General features: G+C 63.2%; 15 protein-coding genes, 1 tRNA gene and 3 rRNA genes. 18 read left to right on the top strand and 1 reads right to left on the bottom strand.

The genetic code is table 11. The features are described 5' to 3' along the window. The first annotated feature begins 173 nt into the window (after positions 1-173). From ssd to JQT59_RS02765, 7 genes are read left to right on the top strand one after another with little or no spacing between them, the layout of a single operon-like run. Positions 174-1,265, top strand: a complete 1,092-nt coding sequence (gene ssd / locus JQT59_RS02795) for a septum site-determining protein Ssd (RefSeq protein ID WP_213574404.1) — start codon at positions 174-176, stop codon at positions 1,263-1,265. Beyond that, positions 1,262-2,467 (top strand): TadA family conjugal transfer-associated ATPase, encoded by a 1,206-nt coding sequence (locus tag JQT59_RS02790; RefSeq protein ID WP_502939772.1) that lies wholly within the window; start codon positions 1,262-1,264, stop codon positions 2,465-2,467. The genes ssd and JQT59_RS02790 overlap by 4 nt, the downstream gene beginning before the upstream one ends. Further along, on the top strand, positions 2,464-3,255 hold the full coding sequence (locus JQT59_RS02785) for a type II secretion system F family protein (RefSeq protein ID WP_249354080.1): 792 nt from the start codon (positions 2,464-2,466) through the stop codon (positions 3,253-3,255). The genes JQT59_RS02790 and JQT59_RS02785 overlap by 4 nt, the downstream gene beginning before the upstream one ends. Further along, positions 3,252-3,833, top strand: a complete 582-nt coding sequence (locus JQT59_RS02780; protein ID WP_213574401.1) for a type II secretion system F family protein — start codon at positions 3,252-3,254, stop codon at positions 3,831-3,833. Before JQT59_RS02785 ends, JQT59_RS02780 begins: the two co-directional genes overlap by 4 nt. Positions 3,834-3,883: 50 nt before the next feature. Beyond that, positions 3,884-4,087 carry a DUF4244 domain-containing protein gene (locus JQT59_RS02775; RefSeq protein WP_213574399.1) on the top strand — a complete coding sequence of 68 codons (204 nt, stop codon included), beginning with the start codon at positions 3,884-3,886 and terminating at the stop codon, positions 4,085-4,087. Beyond that, complete coding sequence (locus tag JQT59_RS02770) at positions 4,087-4,455, top strand: TadE family type IV pilus minor pilin (RefSeq protein ID WP_213574397.1); 369 nt, start codon at positions 4,087-4,089, stop codon at positions 4,453-4,455. The genes JQT59_RS02775 and JQT59_RS02770 overlap by 1 nt, the downstream gene beginning before the upstream one ends. After that, on the top strand, positions 4,452-4,802 hold the full coding sequence (locus JQT59_RS02765) for an Rv3654c family TadE-like protein (protein WP_213574395.1): 351 nt from the start codon (positions 4,452-4,454) through the stop codon (positions 4,800-4,802). Before JQT59_RS02770 ends, JQT59_RS02765 begins: the two co-directional genes overlap by 4 nt. Positions 4,803-4,811: 9 nt before the next feature. On the opposite strand, the gene JQT59_RS02760 is transcribed toward JQT59_RS02765, so the two are convergent. After that, complete coding sequence (locus JQT59_RS02760; RefSeq protein WP_213574393.1) at positions 4,812-7,160, bottom strand: DEAD/DEAH box helicase; 2,349 nt, start codon at positions 7,158-7,160, stop codon at positions 4,812-4,814. A gap of 398 nt (positions 7,161-7,558) precedes the next feature. On the opposite strand from JQT59_RS02760, the gene JQT59_RS02755 reads away from it, so the two are divergent. The 11 genes from JQT59_RS02755 (at position 7,559) to rrf (ending at position 19,708) form a co-directional block, all read left to right on the top strand. Beyond that, the gene (locus tag JQT59_RS02755) at positions 7,559-7,762 is read left to right on the top strand and encodes a cold-shock protein (RefSeq protein ID WP_005248460.1); all 204 of its coding nucleotides are present in this window, start codon (positions 7,559-7,561) and stop codon (positions 7,760-7,762) included. Positions 7,763-7,909: 147 nt separating this feature from the next. Further along, a complete protein-coding gene (locus tag JQT59_RS02750; protein ID WP_213574391.1) occupies positions 7,910-8,494 on the top strand; it encodes a hypothetical protein in 585 nt (194 codons plus the stop codon). A gap of 136 nt (positions 8,495-8,630) precedes the next feature. Continuing rightward, on the top strand, positions 8,631-11,555 hold the full coding sequence (gene topA, locus JQT59_RS02745; protein WP_213574389.1) for a type I DNA topoisomerase: 2,925 nt from the start codon (positions 8,631-8,633) through the stop codon (positions 11,553-11,555). Between the two features lie 52 nt (positions 11,556-11,607). Beyond that, a complete protein-coding gene (locus tag JQT59_RS02740) occupies positions 11,608-12,822 on the top strand; it encodes a DNA polymerase III subunit delta' (protein ID WP_109326390.1) in 1,215 nt (404 codons plus the stop codon). 31 nt (positions 12,823-12,853) lie between these two features. Further along, positions 12,854-12,926, top strand: a tRNA-Thr gene (locus tag JQT59_RS02735). 142 nt (positions 12,927-13,068) lie between these two features. Next, positions 13,069-13,500 (top strand): DUF2752 domain-containing protein, encoded by a 432-nt coding sequence (locus JQT59_RS02730; RefSeq protein WP_213577378.1) that lies wholly within the window; start codon positions 13,069-13,071, stop codon positions 13,498-13,500. 41 nt (positions 13,501-13,541) lie between these two features. Continuing rightward, positions 13,542-13,664: a hypothetical protein gene (locus tag JQT59_RS37625; RefSeq protein WP_257792467.1), complete on the top strand. Its 123-nt coding sequence runs from the start codon at positions 13,542-13,544 to the stop codon at positions 13,662-13,664. Between the two features lie 48 nt (positions 13,665-13,712). After that, positions 13,713-13,910 carry a hypothetical protein gene (locus JQT59_RS02725; protein ID WP_159918994.1) on the top strand — a complete coding sequence of 66 codons (198 nt, stop codon included), beginning with the start codon at positions 13,713-13,715 and terminating at the stop codon, positions 13,908-13,910. 517 nt (positions 13,911-14,427) lie between these two features. After that, positions 14,428-15,945 (top strand): 16S ribosomal RNA (locus JQT59_RS02720). Positions 15,946-16,305: 360 nt separating this feature from the next. Beyond that, a 23S ribosomal RNA gene (locus JQT59_RS02715) occupies positions 16,306-19,440 on the top strand. 151 nt (positions 19,441-19,591) lie between these two features. Beyond that, positions 19,592-19,708: ribosomal RNA gene (gene rrf / locus JQT59_RS02710) — 5S ribosomal RNA — on the top strand. The 16S, 23S and 5S rRNA genes sit together here, the layout of an rRNA operon. Positions 19,709-19,764: the final 56 nt, after the last annotated feature.

The raw sequence follows: 19,764 nt of genomic DNA, 5'->3' as shown, positions 1-19,764 counted from the left end.
TCCTCTGTGTGCGGCAGGTGCGGTTCTGCGCGGCAGACGTAGGTCGGATCCTCGGCCTCCTCGATACCCTCAAAATGGTACGAACGTACCTATTTCTATCCACAGGGTCGAAGTTGTCCACAGATCGCTCTGTGCCCCTTTCGCGGGTATGCCGGGCCGGGCACGCTCACTGCATGGACACAGACATCGGTGGTGAAGTGCTGGTTCTGGTCGAAGACCCTGCACTGCTGCACAGCATTCGGCGGGTCGCCGCCGCGGCGGACCGCAGGATCGACGAAGCCGAGGTCGCCGATGCGCACCACACCTGGGGGAGTGCTCCCCTCGTCGTACTCGACACCCGGGCCGCCATCGCGTGTCACCGCCTCCCTCGCCGACGTCGGGTGGTGTTGCTGTGTGACGGAACGCCGGGGATCGACGAATGGCGGATCGCGACCGCGATCGGTGCGGAGCACGTCCTCGCGGTACCGGAGGACGAAGCCACTCTGGTCACGGTGCTCGGTGAGCAGCCTCAGAAGCCGGAGGCGGACGGCAGCGTCGTCGCTGTCGTCGGAGGCTGCGGTGGTGCCGGTACGTCCACCATGGCAACGGCGGTAGCCCTGTGTGCCGCCACCGGTGCACAAGCGGAAACGACACTGCTGGTGGACACCGACGCGTGGGGGTCGGGTCTGGACGTGCTCCTCGGTCTCGAGGACGTTCCCGGCCTGAGGTGGTCGGGCCTGTCGATCGAGGGTGGACGGATTTCGTCCGACGCACTCCGAGACGCGCTCCCCGCACGCGGCGAGCACTTACGGGTTCTGTCCTGCAGTCGCAGCGGCCACGGAAGCTCGGGGCCCACGCCGGCAGCGGCACGCGCAGTGATCGAGGCGAGTCGGTACGCCGGGAATCTCGTCGTATGCGACGCGTCGAGATTTCCCGGACCGGTCACCGAAACGGTCCTCGAACTGGCAGATCTGGTAGTCCTCGTCGTGCCGGCGACCGTCCGTGCCTGCATCGCTGCCGGCAAGGTCGCGCAGTGGATTGCCGAGCGAAACCCGAACCAGGGTGTCGTGGTGCGCGGCCCGGCGCCGGGAGGTCTGCGGGGCGCGGATGTGGCGGAGGTGCTCGAACTGCCCCTGATCGCGTCCATGCGCGCCGAGCGCTCCCTCACCGCAATGCTCGAACACGGCGGCTTGAAACCCGGCCGGCGCTCAGCGCTCATCGCTGCAGCATCGGCGATCCTCGACACGGCGGCCGAGAGGCCGCGTTCGCGGGAGTGGGCGGCGTGAGTTCCCTCGTCACGCCCGACCTCCTCGACCGGGTCCGTGAACGCCTCGCCCACACCTCGGGGGAGCCGACCCCGGCAACGGTCGCTGCCGCCATCCGGACCGAGTCCGGTGGTGTACTGGGTGACACGGATCTTCTCGGTGCGTTGCGCGTGCTGATGACCGAGCTGACGGGTGCCGGTCCCCTCGAGTCCCTGCTCACGCGTCCCGGCGTCGCGGATGTCCTCGTCACCGCTCCCGAGGAGGTGTGGGTCGATCAGGGTCGCGGTCTCGAACGCACCGACGTACGGTTCGCCGACGAGGCGGCGGTACGCAGACTCGCTCAACGCCTCGCCCTGTCAGCCGGTCGCCGGCTCGACGACGCGCAGCCCTGGGTCGACGGGCGCCTGCGCGGGGTGGGCAATGGCTCGTTCGGAGTGCGGCTCCACGCCGTGCTCGCCCCTGTGGCGCACGGTGGAACCTGCCTGTCGCTGCGTGTGCTGCGGCCGGCCACTCAGGGCCTCGACGCGCTGCTCTCGGGCGGTGCGCTCACCGACGAAGCCCACGCGCTGCTCGGAACAGTGATGCGCGCGCGGCTCGCCTTTCTGGTCACCGGGGGCACGGGCGCCGGAAAGACCACGCTGCTCGCCGCGCTGCTCGGCGCCGTCGATCCGGCCGAACGCATCATCTGCGTCGAAGACGCCGTCGAGCTGGCGCCCAGACATCCGCACGTGGTCCGGCTGGTGGCGCGGGCGGCCAACGTCGAAGGAGTCGGCGAGGTGACCGTCCGGGATCTGGTGCGCCAGTCCCTGCGCATGCGTCCTGATCGAATAGTTGTGGGGGAGGTGCGCGGCGCGGAGGTCGTCGACCTTCTCACGGCTCTCAATACCGGCCACGACGGCGGTGCGGGAACCGTCCATGCCAACTCGCCCGAGGAAGTGCCCGCCCGGCTCGAAGCCCTCGCCGCGCTGGGCGGAATGGACCGCAGCGCCCTGCACAGTCAGCTGGCCGCTGCGGTCCAAGTGATCTTGCACGTGCATCGGTCCTCGAATGGAACTCGGAAGCTGATGCAGATCGGTGTGGTTACCAGTGACGACCGGGGATACGTCTCCATCGTCCCGGCTTGGACTTTCGGCACCGGGTCGGACGCGGGCGCCGCGGTCCTGCAGCAACTCTGCGCCCGCCGCATCGGAGAAGAATCTGCCGAACGTGTGGTGGCGACGTGATCGCAAGTCTCGTGGTGCTGGCCTGCGCTGTCCTCGCGATGCCCTCGGCGTTGTCCCGTACTCGGTTGCTCGCGGTTGTCGGGCGGCGGCCACCCCGGACGCGCGCCAGGGTGTCCGGCATGATTCCGGCTGCTCTCCTCGTCCTTCCCGTTTCCTACGAACTGGGCGGGGTCGCCGTCGTACTCGCGGCGATCATTGCTTGCGCCACAGTTCGTTTCAGATATGCACGGCGGCGAGCGGCTCGGGCGCGAGATGCCGACCTGCGTGTGATCCTGTCGAGTCTCGAGGTGGTGACTGCCGAACTTCGCGTCGGTGCGCATCCTGCGACGGCGTGTGAGACGGCCGCAGACGAGGGTTCCGGTGTCGTGTCGGTGGCCTTCCGGTCCGCATCGGCACGCGCGCGTCTCGGGGGTACTGCAGCAGATGGACTGCGTATCAACGACTCCCGAGTCGGAGTGGAGCTGGCGCGCATTGCCGACATCTGGGACGTCGCGGAGAAGCACGGTCTTGCGCTCGCCGAGTTACTCGAGGCGGCGCGCGCTGATCTGCTCGGTCGACGGCGATTTCGTGGGCGCACCGAGGCGGGGCTGGCGGGCGCGAGGGCAACGGCGAGCGTGCTGGCTGCTCTTCCGGTCCTGGGCATCGGCCTCGGCCACATGATGGGTGCTTCGCCACTCGAAGTGTTGCTCGGCGGCGGACTGGGCGGTGGTCTGGCCGTGCTGGGGACGGGCTTGGTGTGTGCGGGACTGCTGTGGACCGACCGCATCACCGCGCAGGTAACACAATGACCTGGATCATGCTGTCGCTCATGGCCGGTGCACTTCTCATCCTTCCGGGTCGCCGGCCTTCACGCGCGCGCCTGCAGGGCGAGCGTGGCCCACTCGTGCAGAACGACGGCGACGATCGACACCGGCGCGAGGACCCGCTCGCCGTCGCAGCCACCTTCGACTTGCTTGCCGCGTGCCTACGCTCGGGGCTCCCTGTCGCGGTCGCCGCCGAGGCGGTGTCGCTCACGGCCCCAGCGCCGCTGTCGGAGTCGTTGCGCCGAGCGGCGGATCTACTGTCCCTGGGAGCGGACGCGGCCACCGCATGGGAGTCGGCGGCGTCGGATCCGGCCACCGAATCACTTGCCCGAATGGCTCGTCGCTCGGCCAGGTCAGGATCGTCGTTGGCAGGCTCGATGACCGAGTTGGCAACAGAAAGTCGCTCCCAGGTCGAGGATTCGGCGGCGGCTTCGGCCGAACGCGCCGGTGTGCTGATCAGCGGTCCCCTGGGTCTGTGTTTCCTGCCTGCCTTCATCTGCCTCGGGATCATTCCCGTCGTCGTCGGTCTCGCCTCCCGGGTTCTCGATGGTGGACTGCTCTGACTTCACACTCCCGGTGCAGATCCACTGCGCCGGTACAACAAGGGGGAAACATGATGGTGAACACGATGCGCGCTCTGACGGCTCGCCTGACACTGCTTGCGGTCGAGGAGGACGGGATGTCGACCGCCGAGTACGCAATCGGCACGATCGCCGCGGCGGCGTTCGGTGCGGTGCTCTATTCGGTGGTCACCGGTGACAGCATTGTGACCGCGCTGACGAATATCATCGACAAAGCACTGAGTACCACGGTCTGATGACACAGTCGAGGGGGCTGCGGCGCTCGGATGCGGGGGCGGTCACGGTGGAGGCGGCCATTGCGATCGCGTCCATCGTGGTGGTGGTCGTCCTGTGCATCGGAGTGATCACGGCGGCGACGCACCATGTTCGCTGTGTCGACTCGGCCCGCGAAGCGGCTCGTCTCGCTGCTCGCGGGGATCGGGAGTCGGCGATGTCCGCAGCGGCGAGGGTGGCTCCTGAGGGCGCCGACGTGGTGTTGCGCGAGGAGGGGGATCTCGTCGTCGCCACCGTACGCGCCCGCAGTCCGCTCCTTCCGCTCGTGCATATCTCGGCGGAAGCGGTCGCGGTACGCGAGCCCACCGCCGCAGGGTGGGGTGGGCGATGAATGCTCGCGACGAGTGTGGTTCCGCCACAGTGCTGGCATGTTTCGGGCTCGCGGCGCTGGTGGTGATAACGGCGACTCTGCTGCACCTCGGTTCGGCGGTCTCGGTGCGGCACCGGGCTCAGTCCGCGGCGGATCTTGGGGCCCTGGCCGCCGGAGTGGGACTCGACCGAGGCAGCGAGTCCGCGTGTGCTGCGGCGCGGGCCGTGGCGGAGCGGATGCACGCCGAGGTGGTCGACTGCACAGTCGACGACTGGGATGTGGTGGTGACGGTCACGGCCCCGATGTTGCTGTCCTCGCTGGGCATTCGAGATGCCCGGGCAGTGGCTCGGGCCGGACCTGCGGAATGAGACGGCCGCTCATCCGAGCGCGTCGAGCACCGCCGCGAGGACTCGGATAGCACCGTCCTTGTCGAGGGGGTCGTTTCCGTTTCCACATTTCGGTGAGTACACACAGGAAGGGCAACCGGAGGTGCACTCGCAGGAAGTGATCGCGTCCCGGGTCGCGCCCAGCCACCGCGCGAGCTCGGCGTGGCCCCGGTCGGCGAATCCGGCACCGCCGGCGTGTCCGTCGTAGACGAACACGGTGGGCAAGCCGGTGTCGGCATGCAACGCCGTCGAGACGCCGCCGACGTCCCCGCGATCGCACACCGCGACCAGGGGTAGGAGTCCGATGGCTGCGTGCTCAGCGGCGTGGAGGGATCCGGGCACACGTTCGGCCGCGACACCGGCTCGGGAGAGCAGCTCCGGGGTCATCGTGTACATCACGGCACGGGTGCAGAGGGTCTGCTCCGGCATGTCCAACTCCACCGAGTCGAGTACTTCACCGGACGGCAGTCTGCGCAGGTACCCGATCACCTGGTGCGTTACCTCTACCTCGGCGAGTGCCACTTCGACGTCACCGAAAAGTTTCTGCTCCAGCACAGCCGTCACGGTGATCTCGGTGGTTTCCCGGGCCGAGGTCGTCCAATCGGGGTCCTCGGCGTGAACCAGGGCAAGACCTTGATCGAGATCGAGTTCGTCGATGACATACGACTCCCCCTGATGGATGTGTACGGCGCCGGGATGGACGGTCGCCGGGGCGCGACCGGTGTCGACGGTTCCCAGCAGACGTCCGGTTTCCGACACCACTATTGCTACTTGTGTACCGATTCCACCCCGGATATCCAGTGCGCCATGCGGATTTGTTCCCGCAGTCACGAACCAGCCGTGGGCGCGCCTGCGAATCAAGCCCTGTTCGGACAGCTTTGCGAGGACGTCGAGACCGCCGAATTTTTCCGCTTCGGCATCGGAAAGCGGCAACTCCATTGCTGCGCACAGCAATTGTGGACCGAGGACGTACGGATTGGACGGGTCGGTGACGGTGGCCTCCACCGGCTTGTCCAAGAGTGCGGACGGGTGGTGCACGAGGTAGGTGTCCAGCGGATCGTCGCGGGCTACCAGGACGACGAGCGATCCTTCACCGCGCCGGCCGGAGCGGCCTCCCTGCTGCCAGAACGAGGCGACCGTCCCGGGAAATCCCGCCACCACCACGGCGTCGAGTCCGGCGATGTCGACTCCGAGTTCGAGCGCGTTTGTCGTTGCCGCACCGAGCAGCGTGCCGTCGGCGAGGGCAGCCTCGAGCGCGCGTCTGTCTTCGGCCAGGTAGCCGGCGCGGTACGACGCGACCCGTGTGGCAAGGTCGGGATCGACCTCCGCGAGTAGGCGTTTGGTGGCCATGGCAGTCAGCTCGGCGCCGCGCCGCGAACGGACGAAGGTGAGAGTACGTGCCCCCTCGGTCATCAGGGTGGCCATGATGCGTGCGGCCTCCGAACCTGCAGGCCTGCGGACCGGACTCCCGTTCTCTCCCGTCACCTCCCGCATGAGGGGTGGCTCCCAGAGGGCGATGGTCCGCGGGCCGTGGGGCGACCCGTCGTCCACTATCTCGGCGCACGGGGCCCCGATGAGGCGGGACGCGGCGGAGCCGGGTTCCGCTGTGGTGGCGGAGGCGAGGACGAAGACAGGGTCGGCCCCGTATCGCGCCGCGATGCGTCGGAGTCGGCGCAGGACGAGAGCCACATTGGAGCCGAAGACACCACGGTAGGAGTGGCATTCGTCGATTACGACAAACGCCAGATTGCGGAAGAAGTGCGACCACCGTTGATGGGTCCGGAGAAGGGAGATGTGCAGCATATCGGGGTTGGTGAAGAGCCACCGTGAGTTCTCGCGCGCCCACTGACGCACCTCCGACGGGGTGTCACCGTCGAACATGCAAGGGCAAGCGCCCCGAAGGTCGTCCGTAGCGTCGATGATCGAGGTCACCGCCCGCAACTGGTCTGCGCCCAGGGCTTTGGTCGGTGACAGGTAGAGGGCGGTCGCCCGCGGATCCATTGCCAGAGTGGTGAGTACCGGTAGCTGGTAGGCGAGCGACTTTCCCGATGCCGTTCCGGTCGACACCACCACGTTCGTGCCCTGGTGGGCAAAATCGGCGGCAGCCGCTTGATGGCTCCACGGGCGGGCGATCCCGTTCTGCTGGAGGGCCGAGACGACCGAGGGGTGCGCCCACGTGGGCCAATCCGTCAGTGCCGACGTCCGAGCAGGCATTTCGGCGGCAAATGTCAATGGCGTTTCGTTCGGCGGGACGCCGTCGAGCACCCTGTCGAGCAACTCGCGACCGTATGTTTCGCCAGTATTTCCACTGTCGTCACGGGGCGAAAACGGTGTGCTCACTGATCTCTCCGGGCTGTCGATGGAGCGGGGCGAGGAGCTTCTACACCGCCACGACCTGCATATATGATGATAGCGAGTCGACTCTTCAGGATGTTTCCGGGGGTACGGCACGTGCCGACCGGATGCGTCGATTCGCGGCTGTTCGCTACAAGATCAACATTTTGTGTGAATTGTTCCGTTTTCGACTGTTGCGTTCGCGGAGTTCATGGTTGACTACATCTTGGTCGCAGCTTCTGTGTTCGTGGGCTTGAAAGAGTGAGCGTTCGCAGGATCGATGTTGCGAACGCGGTGCTCTGCTTTTCCTGAGGGGGAAATCAAGAAGTACAGCGGTCGGAACCGGCCCGGCGGACTGTACGTGCTGTCCGCCGAATCCGGTGGTTAGAAAGAGAAGGAAAAGCATGGCACAGGGCACTGTGAAGTGGTTCAACGCGGAAAAGGGCTTCGGCTTCATCGCACCCGAGGACGGCTCCGCTGACGTCTTCGTTCACTACTCCGAGATCCAGGGCAGCGGTTTCCGCACTCTCGAGGAGAACCAGCGCGTGGAGTTCGAGGTCGGCCAGGGCACCAAGGGCCCCCAGGCAACCGGCGTTCGCGCAGTCTGATTCTGCCGTCCATTCCGTGGACACGAAAATCAGATAGGCGGGATCTCGCGATTCCGTCCGAATCGTCCCCCATCGCCCGAGGCGGTGGGGGACGATTCGTTTTTCCATGCTGGCGGCCACAGTGACGTGGCAGAAGGGGGTACGTCGATGAGTCAGCTCTCCTTCTTCTCTTCAGAGGCACTTCCACCGGCGGTTGCGGATCTGGGTGGGCTTCTCGCAGCGTCGGGCCAGGTGGTCTCCGGCGGCGGCCGCGCGCGGATTTCCATAGTGGTGGATGCGCTGTGGCGGGCGGAAGGAATCGCCGAGATGATCGCGGAGGCGGGGCTGGAAGCCGAGATCACCCGGAGCGACGAGGGCAGCCCGCTCGTGCGCACCGCTTCGGTAGTCGACGTGCGGCCCCTCGCGGAGCAGTGGACGAGGGGCGCGGTGAAGGCGGTGCCGCCGGGCTGGGTGCCGTCCGGGAGGCAGCTGCGGTTCTGGGCTCTGGCTGCGGGCCACGGCGAAGCGGACGGGGAACGCTTCGTTCTCGGACTCGATCCGCACGCCCCGGACACCCACGCGCCACTGGCTCAGGCCTTGATGAGGGCGGGTATGGCGCCGACGTTGATCGGCACGCGCGGGTCGGGTCCCGGCCTCCGAATATCGGGTCGGCGTAGGCTCGGCAGACTGGTCGAGAGTATCGGCGAAGCACCCGCAAATATGGACGATCGTACCGGTTGGCCCCACGTGTAGGACCGGGTAGGCAGTACTGATCTGCGAGGACGGGTCGCGGGTATGTCACTCTAGTAATAGGCGAACCCGGTATAAACGGTTTGTCTGCACAACTATCGGGTGGCAGCGATCGACTTCAGGAAGGCTCGGGCAACAGGTGGCAAAAGGTGACAACGGCAGTGCACAGGATGCGGCGGGAGCGTCCGGCCAGCCTCGCCGCCTCGTGATCGTCGAGTCGCCGACCAAGGCCCGCAAGATAGCTCCGTACCTCGGAAAGAACTACGTCGTCGAGGCATCGGTGGGGCACATTCGTGACCTTCCTCGCGGGGCCGCCGACGTTCCGGCCAAGTACAAAGGCGAGCCGTGGGCCCGACTCGGTGTCGACGTCGATCATGATTTCGAGCCGCTGTACGTGGTCAGTCCAGAGAAGAAGTCCAAGGTCACGGAACTGAAGGGCCTCCTCAAGGACGCCGACGAACTATTCCTCGCCACCGACCCCGACCGTGAGGGCGAGGCCATCGCCTGGCACCTGCTCGAAACTCTCAAGCCGAAGATTCCGGTTCGGCGGATGGTCTTCCACGAGATCACCGAGCCGGCCATCCGAGCGGCTGCCGACGACACCCGGGAACTCGACACCGACCTGGTGGACGCCCAGGAAACTCGGCGCATCCTCGACCGTCTCTACGGTTACGAGGTCAGTCCGGTCCTGTGGAAGAAGGTCATGCCGAAGTTGTCGGCGGGCCGAGTGCAGTCCGTCGCCACCCGTGTCATCGTTCAGCGTGAACGCGAGCGGATGGCATTCCGGTCCGCGTCCTACTGGGACATCTCGGCCACCCTCGACGCAGGCGCCGACGCGAGCCCGCGCAGCTTCGGGGCACGTCTGGTGAGTGTCGACGGTTCACGGGTCGCGTCGGGTCGCGATTTCGGCTCGGACGGCCAGCTGAAGACCGGCACGGTCACGGTTCTCGACGAGGCCCGCGCACAGAGGCTCGCCGAATCCCTCGCCGGTGTCGACCTCACCGTGTCGTCCGCGGAGAGCAAGCCGTACACGCGCAAGCCCTACCCACCATTCATGACGTCGACGCTCCAGCAGGAAGCGGGACGCAAGCTCCGATTCACGTCGGAGCGGACGATGCGCATCGCCCAGCGGTTGTACGAAAACGGCTACATCACCTACATGCGTACCGACTCGACGACGTTGTCTGCATCGGCCATCGCCGCAGCGCGCGCGCAGGCCACCGAGTTGTACGGCGCAGAGTACGTTCACGCGTCGCCGCGCCAGTACACCCGCAAGGTGAAGAACGCCCAGGAAGCGCACGAGGCGATCCGTCCTGCGGGTGACGTCTTCCAGACTCCGGGGCAGCTGCACTCACGGCTCGACACCGACGAGTTCCGGCTCTACGAATTGATCTGGCAGCGCACCGTGGCGTCCCAGATGGCCGATGCCCGCGGCACCACGCTCACCCTGCGGATCTCGGGTACGGCAGGTACGGGCGAAGAATGCACGTTCTCCGCGTCGGGCCGCACCATCACGTTCGCCGGCTTCCTGAAGGCATACGTCGAAAGTGTCGACGAAGAAGCCGGCGGCCAGTCCGACGACGCCGAGTCGCGCCTGCCGGTGCTCGTCGAGGGCCAGGCGGTTACCGCGACCAAACTCGATCCGGACGGTCACACCACCAATCCACCGGCCCGGTACACCGAGGCGAGCCTGATCAAGACCCTCGAAGAGCTGGGCATCGGTCGCCCGTCCACCTATTCGTCGATCATCAAGACCATCCTCGACCGTGGATACGTCTACAAGCGCGGTAGTGCGTTGGTGCCGTCCTGGGTCGCGTTCGCCGTCATCGGTCTCCTCGAGATGCACTTCGGTCGGCTGGTCGACTTCGACTTCACCGCCGGGATGGAGGACGACCTCGACGCAATCGCCGGTGGCCGGGAACAGCGCGGCAACTGGCTGAGCAGTTTCTACTTCGGCGGTGATCACGGCGCCGAGGGTTCCGTCGCCCGCGAGGGTGGCCTGAAGAAGATGGTCGGTGTCAATCTCGAAGAGATCGACGCCCGCGAGGTCAACTCCATCCGACTCTTCGACGACGCCGAAGGCCGCGAAGTTCACGTCCGTGTCGGACGCTTCGGTCCTTATCTCGAGCGGATGGTTCGCAACCCGGACGACCCCGAGGGTGACCTCATCTCGCAGCGGGCGAACCTGCCCGACGACCTTCCGCCGGACGAGCTGACACCCGAGTACGCCGAGAAGCTGTTCTCGACCCCCCAGGAGGGTCGCAAGCTCGGTGTCGATCCACTGACCGGGCACGAGATCGTAGCGAAGGAGGGCCGGTTCGGCCCTTACGTCACGGAGATTCTTCCCGAGCCGGAACCCGAGCCCGAACCGGCCGTGGTGCCGGTCATCGAGCCGGAGCCTGCCGAGGGCACCACCAAGACCAAGACGGCTGCGAAGAAAGCCCCTGCCAAGAAGGCGGCGAAGAAGACAGCGGGCCCCAAGCCGAGAACCGGTTCGCTTCTCAAGTCCATGGATTTGGCCACTGTCACCCTCGACGACGCCCTGAAGTTGCTGTCGTTGCCGCGTGTGGTGGGTATCGATCCCGAATCGAAGGAAGAGATCACCGCCCAGAACGGCCGATACGGTCCCTACCTCAAGAAGGGCACCGATTCGCGGTCACTCGCCACCGAAGACCAGATGTTCACGGTCACGCTGGAAGAGGCCTTGAAGATCTACGCGGAGCCCAAGCGCCGCGGACGGCAGGCATCGGCGACGCCGCCCCTGCGGGAGCTGGGCGTCGACTCGGTCAGTGAGAAGCCGATGGTGATCAAGGACGGCCGGTTCGGACCGTATGTAACGGACGGCGAAACCAACGCCAGCCTTCGCAAGGGCGATGAAGTGGAAAGCATCACCGACGCTCGGGCGTCGGAACTGCTGGCGGAGCGTCGGGCGCGCGGACCTGTCAAGAAGAAGGCTCCCGCCAAGAAGGCACCGGCCAAGAAGGCTGCGGCGAAGAAGACTGCTGCCAAGAAGGCACCGGCGAAGAAGGCTGCTGCGAAGAAGGCTGCGGACAAGAAGGCGTGAGCCGGTACGGCGGGGCGTCGGGGGTGTCGCAGGTGCGGGATAGTCTGACGTCGTGACCGTATTCGACCGGTTGGTGGGCCAGGCAGACGTCGAGGCCGAACTGACGGCCGCTGCTACGGCGGCCCGTCTCGGACTCGGCTCAATGGGGTCGTCGATGACGCATTCGTGGCTTTTCACGGGCCCCCCAGGCTCGGGCAGGTCGGTGGCCGCACAGTGCTTCGCTGCGGCCTTGCAATGCACCAGTGACGGCGTCCCTGGCTGCGGTGCGTGCCACTCCTGCACCACTGCAATGGCAGGCACCCACGGTGATGTGCGGCGGGTGGTTCCAGAAGGACTGAGCATCAGCGTGAGGGAGATGCGGGCCATCGTGCAGACGGCCTCCCGCAGGCCCAGTACCGGTCGCTGGCAGATCGTCGTTGTGGAGGACGCAGACCGTCTCACCGAGGGCGCGGCCAACGCTCTCCTCAAGGTTGTCGAGGAGCCGCCGGATCGCACCGTGTTCTTGCTGTGCGCTCCTTCCGTCGATCCCCAAGACATCTCGGTGACCCTGCGGTCGCGCTGCCGGCACGTCGCCCTCGTCACTCCGTCGGCGGACGCGATCGCTCAGGTTCTGCGCGAGAGGGATGGTGTGGAGCCCGAAGAGGCGCGCCTTGCCGCGTCGATCAGTGGCGGTCATGTCGGGAGGGCACGGCGACTGGCGACCGACTTGAATTCCCGCATTCGTCGCAAGGAAGCCCTGGACCTTGCGGTCGCGGCATTGCGACCCGCGACTGCGTTCGCGGCTGCCGAGGAGTTGGTGCGCTCAGCCGATGCCGAAGCAAAAGAGATGAGTGCGGCTCGAGACGAGCAGGAGACGGAAGAGTTGCGCACTGCCCTCGGTGCAGGAGGCACCGGCAAGGGCGCTGCCGGGGCCATCCGAGGATCGGCCGGTGTACTCAAGGATCTGGAGAAGCGGCAGAAGTCGAGGGCTACCCGCACGGGTCGTGATGCGCTGGATCGCGCTCTCATCGATCTCGCGGGTCTCTACCGCGACGCCCTCGCCGCCACGTGGGGATCGGCAGCCGCAGCAAACCATCCCGACATGGCCGACCGAGCTGCGGAACTCGCGTCGAGAACCTCGCCGGAAGGCCTGCTGAAGTGCATCGAAGCGGTACTCGAATGCCGTGAGGCGATCGCTGTCAACGTCAAACCACAGTGGGCTGTCGACGCCATGGTGGCCAGCCTCGGCGACGCGTTCAGGGAGCCGTTTTCGCATACTCGGGGTTGAGGCGCTAGACTCGCCACCGCCGAAAGGCACCGCTGCCTTAGCTCAGTCGGTAGAGCATTTCACTCGTAATGAAAAGGTCGAGAGTTCGATTCTCTCAGGCAGCTCAGCGGTTCTCTGGCCCTTCCCGATTCCTCGGGGAGGGCCAGAGTCGTATTCGGATCCGACACGTCGAGGACGGGGATCTGTGTCGTTCGCAGTCCAGACCCGCCACGGCGGGGAAAGATCCGGAAGACTGGAAGCGTGGACATGGAGAATCGGGCCCGTACCTCACAGGTGGCGGGTCTACGTGCGCTCGGTGCGCCGGCGACGGTTGCTGCAGGGGCGGCCGCCGCCGTCGCTCTCCTGCACTTTCGCGATCCACATCAGTCGGGTGCGTACGGCTTCTGCCCCGTGTACGCATTGACGGGCTGGTGGTGTCCGGCCTGCGGGGGCCTTCGGGCTGTCCACGACCTCACCGATCTGGACATCGGGGCCGCGTTGTCGAGCAACGCCTTGATCGTTCCGTTGCTCGCTGTCTCGGTGTACCTGTGGGTGCGGTGGGCGCAGCGTCGCTGGGCGGGAGCGCGAGCTCGATCGATCGTCATCCGTCCATATGTGATGGTGGGTGTGCTGATCACTCTCGCGGCGTTTACGGTCACGAGGAATACATCTTGGGGAAGCTGGCTGGCGCCGGCTTGACGACGGTCGCCGCCGGCATGAAACAGAGAGTCGGTTCACAGATGGCAATGCAGGTTTTCTCGTTGATTGCGATCCTCGGAGCATTGATCGTGCTCATTCCGACAGCGCTCCGAGTCTTCGGTAAGAGCGACAACGTGAAGGCACCCGACGACGCCGAAGAGTGACCGGGCGCTGCTCTCGACAACCCTCCGTCCCACGGTCATGATTCGTGTATGAGTGATTCGCTGAAGGACCGGGTCCGGGAGAAGTTGCTCCGCCAGCTCGCCGAAGACGGGGGCCACCCGGTCCAGGAGGCGGAAGGTGACGATCCCCGGCTGGTGTCGATCGATGCGGATCTTGCCGCGCTGGAGCAGGCAGCCGACGGCGATGTGGTCATCGAGGAACTCGCCGCGAAGTACTGGGTTCCGTAAGAAGGCGCTCCAGCAGCCTGACCAGGCAATTTGGCGTAGCGGGTGTTCGTCGCGTAACTTATTCGAAGTCAGAGCGACACGGACACCGACCTGCCTGCAAGGGCCGGAGACACGAGGTTGGACGAAGGCGCCTGAACTTCCCGAAGATGCTGATTTCGATTGGTGTGTTCGAGATGTCCTGGAGGTTCCCGTTTGCATCGGGAGGTGGCAGGAGTTAGGCTGGAGCGGTTGCCCCGGAGCGGCTAGCGAGTGTGCTGGTGGTGATGGTGTGTGCGTGTTCTTTGAGAACTCAACAGTGTGTCGATGAATGTCAGTGCCAAATGTTTTTGGTACTCCGCATCACGGATGATCGGCTGGGCCTTTGGGTTTGGTTGTGAGTGGTGTGGGTATTTGCTGGCTCTTTCTCCTTCTTCCGTCGGAGGGGGGGTCAGTGTGATTGAGCTAGTTTGAGTTTTTGATCGCTAGTGATTTGACTCGATGTCTATGACTGATTGGGGTTCGCCTCTTTCTAGAGTCTTCAACGGAGAGTTTGATCCTGGCTCAGGACGAACGCTGGCGGCGTGCTTAACACATGCAAGTCGAGCGGTAAGGCCCTTCGGGGTACACGAGCGGCGAACGGGTGAGTAACACGTGGGTGATCTGCCCTGCACTTCGGGATAAGCCCGGGAAACTGGGTCTAATACCGGATACGACCTTCGGCTGCATGGCTGGGGGTGGAAAGGTTTACTGGTGCAGGATGGGCCCGCGGCCTATCAGCTTGTTGGTGGGGTAATGGCCTACCAAGGCGACGACGGGTAGCCGACCTGAGAGGGTGACCGGCCACACTGGGACTGAGACACGGCCCAGACTCCTACGGGAGGCAGCAGTGGGGAATATTGCACAATGGGCGAAAGCCTGATGCAGCGACGCCGCGTGAGGGATGAAGGCCTTCGGGTTGTAAACCTCTTTCAGCAGGGACGAAGCGAAAGTGACGGTACCTGCAGAAGAAGCACCGGCTAACTACGTGCCAGCAGCCGCGGTAATACGTAGGGTGCAAGCGTTGTCCGGAATTACTGGGCGTAAAGAGTTCGTAGGCGGTTTGTCGCGTCGTTTGTGAAAACTCACAGCTCAACTGTGAGCTTGCAGGCGATACGGGCAGACTTGAGTACTGCAGGGGAGACTGGAATTCCTGGTGTAGCGGTGAAATGCGCAGATATCAGGAGGAACACCGGTGGCGAAGGCGGGTCTCTGGGCAGTAACTGACGCTGAGGAACGAAAGCGTGGGTAGCGAACAGGATTAGATACCCTGGTAGTCCACGCCGTAAACGGTGGGCGCTAGGTGTGGGTTCCTTCCACGGAATCTGTGCCGTAGCTAACGCATTAAGCGCCCCGCCTGGGGAGTACGGCCGCAAGGCTAAAACTCAAAGGAATTGACGGGGGCCCGCACAAGCGGCGGAGCATGTGGATTAATTCGATGCAACGCGAAGAACCTTACCTGGGTTTGACATATACCGGAAAGCCGTAGAGATACGGCCCCCCTTGTGGTCGGTATACAGGTGGTGCATGGCTGTCGTCAGCTCGTGTCGTGAGATGTTGGGTTAAGTCCCGCAACGAGCGCAACCCTTGTCTTATGTTGCCAGCACGTAATGGTGGGGACTCGTAAGAGACTGCCGGGGTCAACTCGGAGGAAGGTGGGGACGACGTCAAGTCATCATGCCCCTTATGTCCAGGGCTTCACACATGCTACAATGGCCAGTACAGAGGGCTGCGAGACCGTGAGGTGGAGCGAATCCCTTAAAGCTGGTCTCAGTTCGGATCGGGGTCTGCAACTCGACCCCGTGAAGTCGGAGTCGCTAGTAATCGCAGATCAGCAACGCTGCGGTGAATACGTTCCCGGGCCTTGTACACACCGCCCGTCACGTCATGAAAGTCGGTAACACCCGAAGCCGGTGGCCTAACCCCTTGTGGGAGGGAGCCGTCGAAGGTGGGATCGGCGATTGGGACGAAGTCGTAACAAGGTAGCCGTACCGGAAGGTGCGGCTGGATCACCTCCTTTCTAAGGAGCATCTCCAGTCATGTACCGCTGAACAGTCAGTGGATGATGGTCTGGCAGAGGCCATTTCGGATGCGTATGTCATCCGGTGGTTGCTCATGGGTGGATCGCTGACAAGTATTGGTTCTCAACTGCCGGCCTGTGTGTTGGTGGGAGAGCGAATTATATCGACATACTGTTGGGTCCTGAGAGAACACGTGAGTGTTTTTTCTTTCAGGAAAGTGACGACAGGCAAGCACTGCAGGTCAAACCGCAGGTGGGTGTGCCCCTTTTTTTGGGGGTGGATTCGTCTGGTCTGGTGTCTGCGTTGGGTGTTTGGTTGTGTGTTGTTTGAGAACTGCACAGTGGACGCGAGCATCTTTGTTGTAAGTAATGAAGAGCGTACGGTGGATGCCTTGGCACCAGGAGCCGATGAAGGACGTAGGAGGCTGCGATAAGCCTCGGGGAGCTGTCAACCGAGCTGAGATCCGAGGATGTCCGAATGGGGAAACCCAGCACGAGTGATGTCGTGTTACCCGCATCTGAATATATAGGGTGTGTGGAGGGAACGTGGGGAAGTGAAACATCTCAGTACCCACAGGAAGAGAAAACAATAGTGATTCCGTGAGTAGTGGCGAGCGAAAGCGGAAGAGGCTAAACCATGGATGTGTGATAGCCGGCAGGCGTTGCATTCGTGGGGTTGTGGGGTTCATCTTGTCAATGCTGCCGTGTTGGCCGACAGTAAGAAATCATGGTGTTAGTGGAAGTGGTCTGGAACGGCCTGTCGTAGAGGGTGAGAATCCCGTACACGAAAACATTGTGACTGTCGTGATGGAAACCCAAGTAGCACCGGGCCCGTGAAATCTGGTGTGAATCTGTCGGGACCACCCGATAAGCCTGAATACTCCCTGGTGACCGATAGCGGACTAGTACCGTGAGGGAAAGGTGAAAAGTACCCCGGGAGGGGAGTGAAATAGTACCTGAAACCGTGCGCTTACAATCCGTCAAAGCCTTCGAACACTTCGGTGTTGGGGGTGATGGCGTGCCTTTTGAAGAATGAGCCTGCGAGTTAGTGGCATGTCGCGAGGTTAACCCGTGTGGGGTAGCCGTAGCGAAAGCGAGTCCGAATAGGGCGTTCATAGTGGCATGTTCTAGACCCGAAGCGGAGTGATCTACCCATGGCCAGGTTGAAGCGACGGTAAGACGTCGTGGAGGACCGAACCCACTTAGGTTGAAAACTGAGGGGATGAGTTGTGGGTAGGGGTGAAAGGCCAATCAAACTCCGTGATAGCTGGTTCTCCCCGAAATGCATTTAGGTGCAGCGTCGCGTGTTTCTCACCGGAGGTAGAGCTACTGGATGGTCTAGGGGGCCCACAAGCTTACCGAAATCAGCCAAACTCCGAATGCCGGTGAGTGAGAGCGCGGCAGTGAGACTGCGGGCGATAAGGTTCGTAGTCGAGAGGGAAACAGCCCAGATCGCCAGCTAAGGTCCCTAAGCGTGTACTAAGTGGAAAAGGATGTGGGGTCGCGAAGACAACCAGGAGGTTGGCTTAGAAGCAGCCACCCTTGAAAGAGTGCGTAATAGCTCACTGGTCAAGTGATCCTGCGCCGACAATGTAGCGGGGCTCAAGTACACCACCGAAGCTGCGGCATTCACACAATGCACCCCCATTTTCCTGCGGGAGGGTGGGCAGTGGTGTGGATGGGTAGGGGAGCGTCGTGTGGCCATGGAAGCGGCGGGGTGACCCAGCCGTGGAGGCCACACGAGTGAGAATGCAGGCATGAGTAGCGAAAGACGAGTGAGAAACTCGTCCGCCGAATGACCAAGGGTTCCTGGGCCAGGTTAATCCGCCCAGGGTGAGTCGGGACCTAAGACGAGGCCGACAGGCGTAGCCGATGGACAACGGGTTGATATTCCCGTACCCGTGTGAACGCGCCCCTGGTGAATCAGTGATACTAACCACCCTGAAACCGCGTGTGAACCTTCGGGTTCGCAGGTGGCGGATGCGTGGGACCTGATCTGGTAGTAGCCAAGCGATGGGGTGACGCAGGAAGGTAGCTGAGCCAGTCAGTGGTAATACTGGTGTAAGCCTGTAGGGAGTGACCTAGGCAAATCCGGGTCACACATATCCTGAGAGGTGACGCATAGCCGAATGAGGCGAATTCAGTGATCCTATGCTGCCGAGAAAAGCCTCTAGCGAGCTTTCACACGGCCCGTACCCCAAACCGACACAGGTGGTCAGGTAGAGAATACTAAGGCGATCGAGATAACTATGGTTAAGGAACTCGGCAAAATGCCCCCGTAACTTCGGGAGAAGGGGGGCCTCGTCTGGTGATCACTCTTGCAGTGTGAGCTGGGTGGGGCCGCAGAGACCAGTGAGAAGCGACTGTTTACTAAAAACACAGGTCCGTGCGAAGTCGTAAGACGATGTATACGGACTGACGCCTGCCCGGTGCTGGAAGGTTAAGAGGACCGGTTAGCCATTTCGGTGGCGAAGCTGAGAATTTAAGCCCCAGTAAACGGCGGTGGTAACTATAACCATCCTAAGGTAGCGAAATTCCTTGTCGGGTAAGTTCCGACCTGCACGAATGGCGTAACGACTTCTCAGCTGTCTCAACCATAGACTCGGCGAAATTGCATTACGAGTAAAGATGCTCGTTACGCGCGGCAGGACGAAAAGACCCCGGGACCTTCACTACAGCTTGGTATTGGTGTTCGGTTCGGTTTGTGTAGGATAGGTGGGAGACTGTGAAGCGCTCACGCCAGTGAGTGTGGAGTCGTTGTTGAAATACCACTCTGATCGTATTGGACCTCTAACCTCGGACCATGATCTGGTTCAGGGACAGTGCCTGGTGGGTAGTTTAACTGGGGCGGTTGCCTCCCAAAATGTAACGGAGGCGCCCAAAGGTTCCCTCAGCCTGGTTGGCAATCAGGTGTCGAGTGCAAGTGCACAAGGGAGCTTGACTGTGAGACTGACAAGTCGAGCAGGGACGAAAGTCGGGACTAGTGATCCGGCACCGGCAAGTGGAAGCGGTGTCGCTCAACGGATAAAAGGTACCCCGGGGATAACAGGCTGATCTTCCCCAAGAGTCCATATCGACGGGATGGTTTGGCACCTCGATGTCGGCTCGTCGCATCCTGGGGCTGGAGTAGGTCCCAAGGGTTGGGCTGTTCGCCCATTAAAGCGGCACGCGAGCTGGGTTTAGAACGTCGTGAGACAGTTCGGTCTCTATCCGCCGCGCGCGTTAGAAACTTGAGGAAGGCTGTCCCTAGTACGAGAGGACCGGGACGGACGAACCTCTGGTGTGCCAGTTGTTCCACCAGGAGCACCGCTGGTTAGCTACGTTCGGAAGGGATAACCGCTGAAAGCATCTAAGCGGGAAGCCTGTTCCAAGATGAGGTTTCTCACCCCCTCGAGGGGGTAAGGCCCCCGGCAGACCACCGGGTTGATAGGCCAGAACTGGAAGCCCAGTAATGGGTGTAGGTGACTGGTACTAATAGGCCGAGGACTTACCACAAAGAAGCTACGCGTCCACTGTGCAGTATCTGAAACAACACACAGATACCCGATTCCTTCACGGAACCCCCGAAGTTCCGCACCCCACCGGGTGCGTGGCCCCAGGGGGAAACCGGACAAGGGATGAAGGGTGTGTGACAGTTTCATAGAGTTACGGCGGCCATAGCGGAGGGGAAACGCCCGGCCCCATTCCGAACCCGGAAGCTAAGCCCTCCAGCGCCGATGGTACTGCACTCGACAGGGTGTGGGAGAGTAGGACACCGCCGAACATCCGTTACCGGAAGCCCCCCAACACCTGTTGGGGGGCTTCCGGCATTCCACAACA

This window comes from Rhodococcus sp. USK13, from assembly GCF_018343855.1.
In the GTDB taxonomy this organism is placed as follows: domain Bacteria; phylum Actinomycetota; class Actinomycetes; order Mycobacteriales; family Mycobacteriaceae; genus Rhodococcus_F; species Rhodococcus_F oxybenzonivorans.
The sequence above is the reverse complement of the archived record's forward strand: the minus strand, read 5'-3'. Positions and strand labels throughout refer to the sequence as shown.

Coding starts and splice junctions, on each gene's coding strand:
- JQT59_RS02780 (WP_213574401.1), top strand. CDS start 3,252: ATGACCTGGATCATGCTGTCGCTCATGGCCGGTGCACTTCTCATCCTT.
- JQT59_RS37625 (WP_257792467.1), top strand. CDS start 13,542: ATGGCAATGCAGGTTTTCTCGTTGATTGCGATCCTCGGAGCATTGATC.
- ssd (WP_213574404.1), top strand. CDS start 174: ATGGACACAGACATCGGTGGTGAAGTGCTGGTTCTGGTCGAAGACCCT.
- JQT59_RS02755 (WP_005248460.1), top strand. CDS start 7,559: ATGGCACAGGGCACTGTGAAGTGGTTCAACGCGGAAAAGGGCTTCGGC.
- JQT59_RS02725 (WP_159918994.1), top strand. CDS start 13,713: ATGAGTGATTCGCTGAAGGACCGGGTCCGGGAGAAGTTGCTCCGCCAG.
- JQT59_RS02765 (WP_213574395.1), top strand. CDS start 4,452: ATGAATGCTCGCGACGAGTGTGGTTCCGCCACAGTGCTGGCATGTTTC.
- JQT59_RS02770 (WP_213574397.1), top strand. CDS start 4,087: ATGACACAGTCGAGGGGGCTGCGGCGCTCGGATGCGGGGGCGGTCACG.
- JQT59_RS02750 (WP_213574391.1), top strand. CDS start 7,910: ATGAGTCAGCTCTCCTTCTTCTCTTCAGAGGCACTTCCACCGGCGGTT.
- JQT59_RS02775 (WP_213574399.1), top strand. CDS start 3,884: ATGATGGTGAACACGATGCGCGCTCTGACGGCTCGCCTGACACTGCTT.
- JQT59_RS02730 (WP_213577378.1), top strand. CDS start 13,069: ATGGAGAATCGGGCCCGTACCTCACAGGTGGCGGGTCTACGTGCGCTC.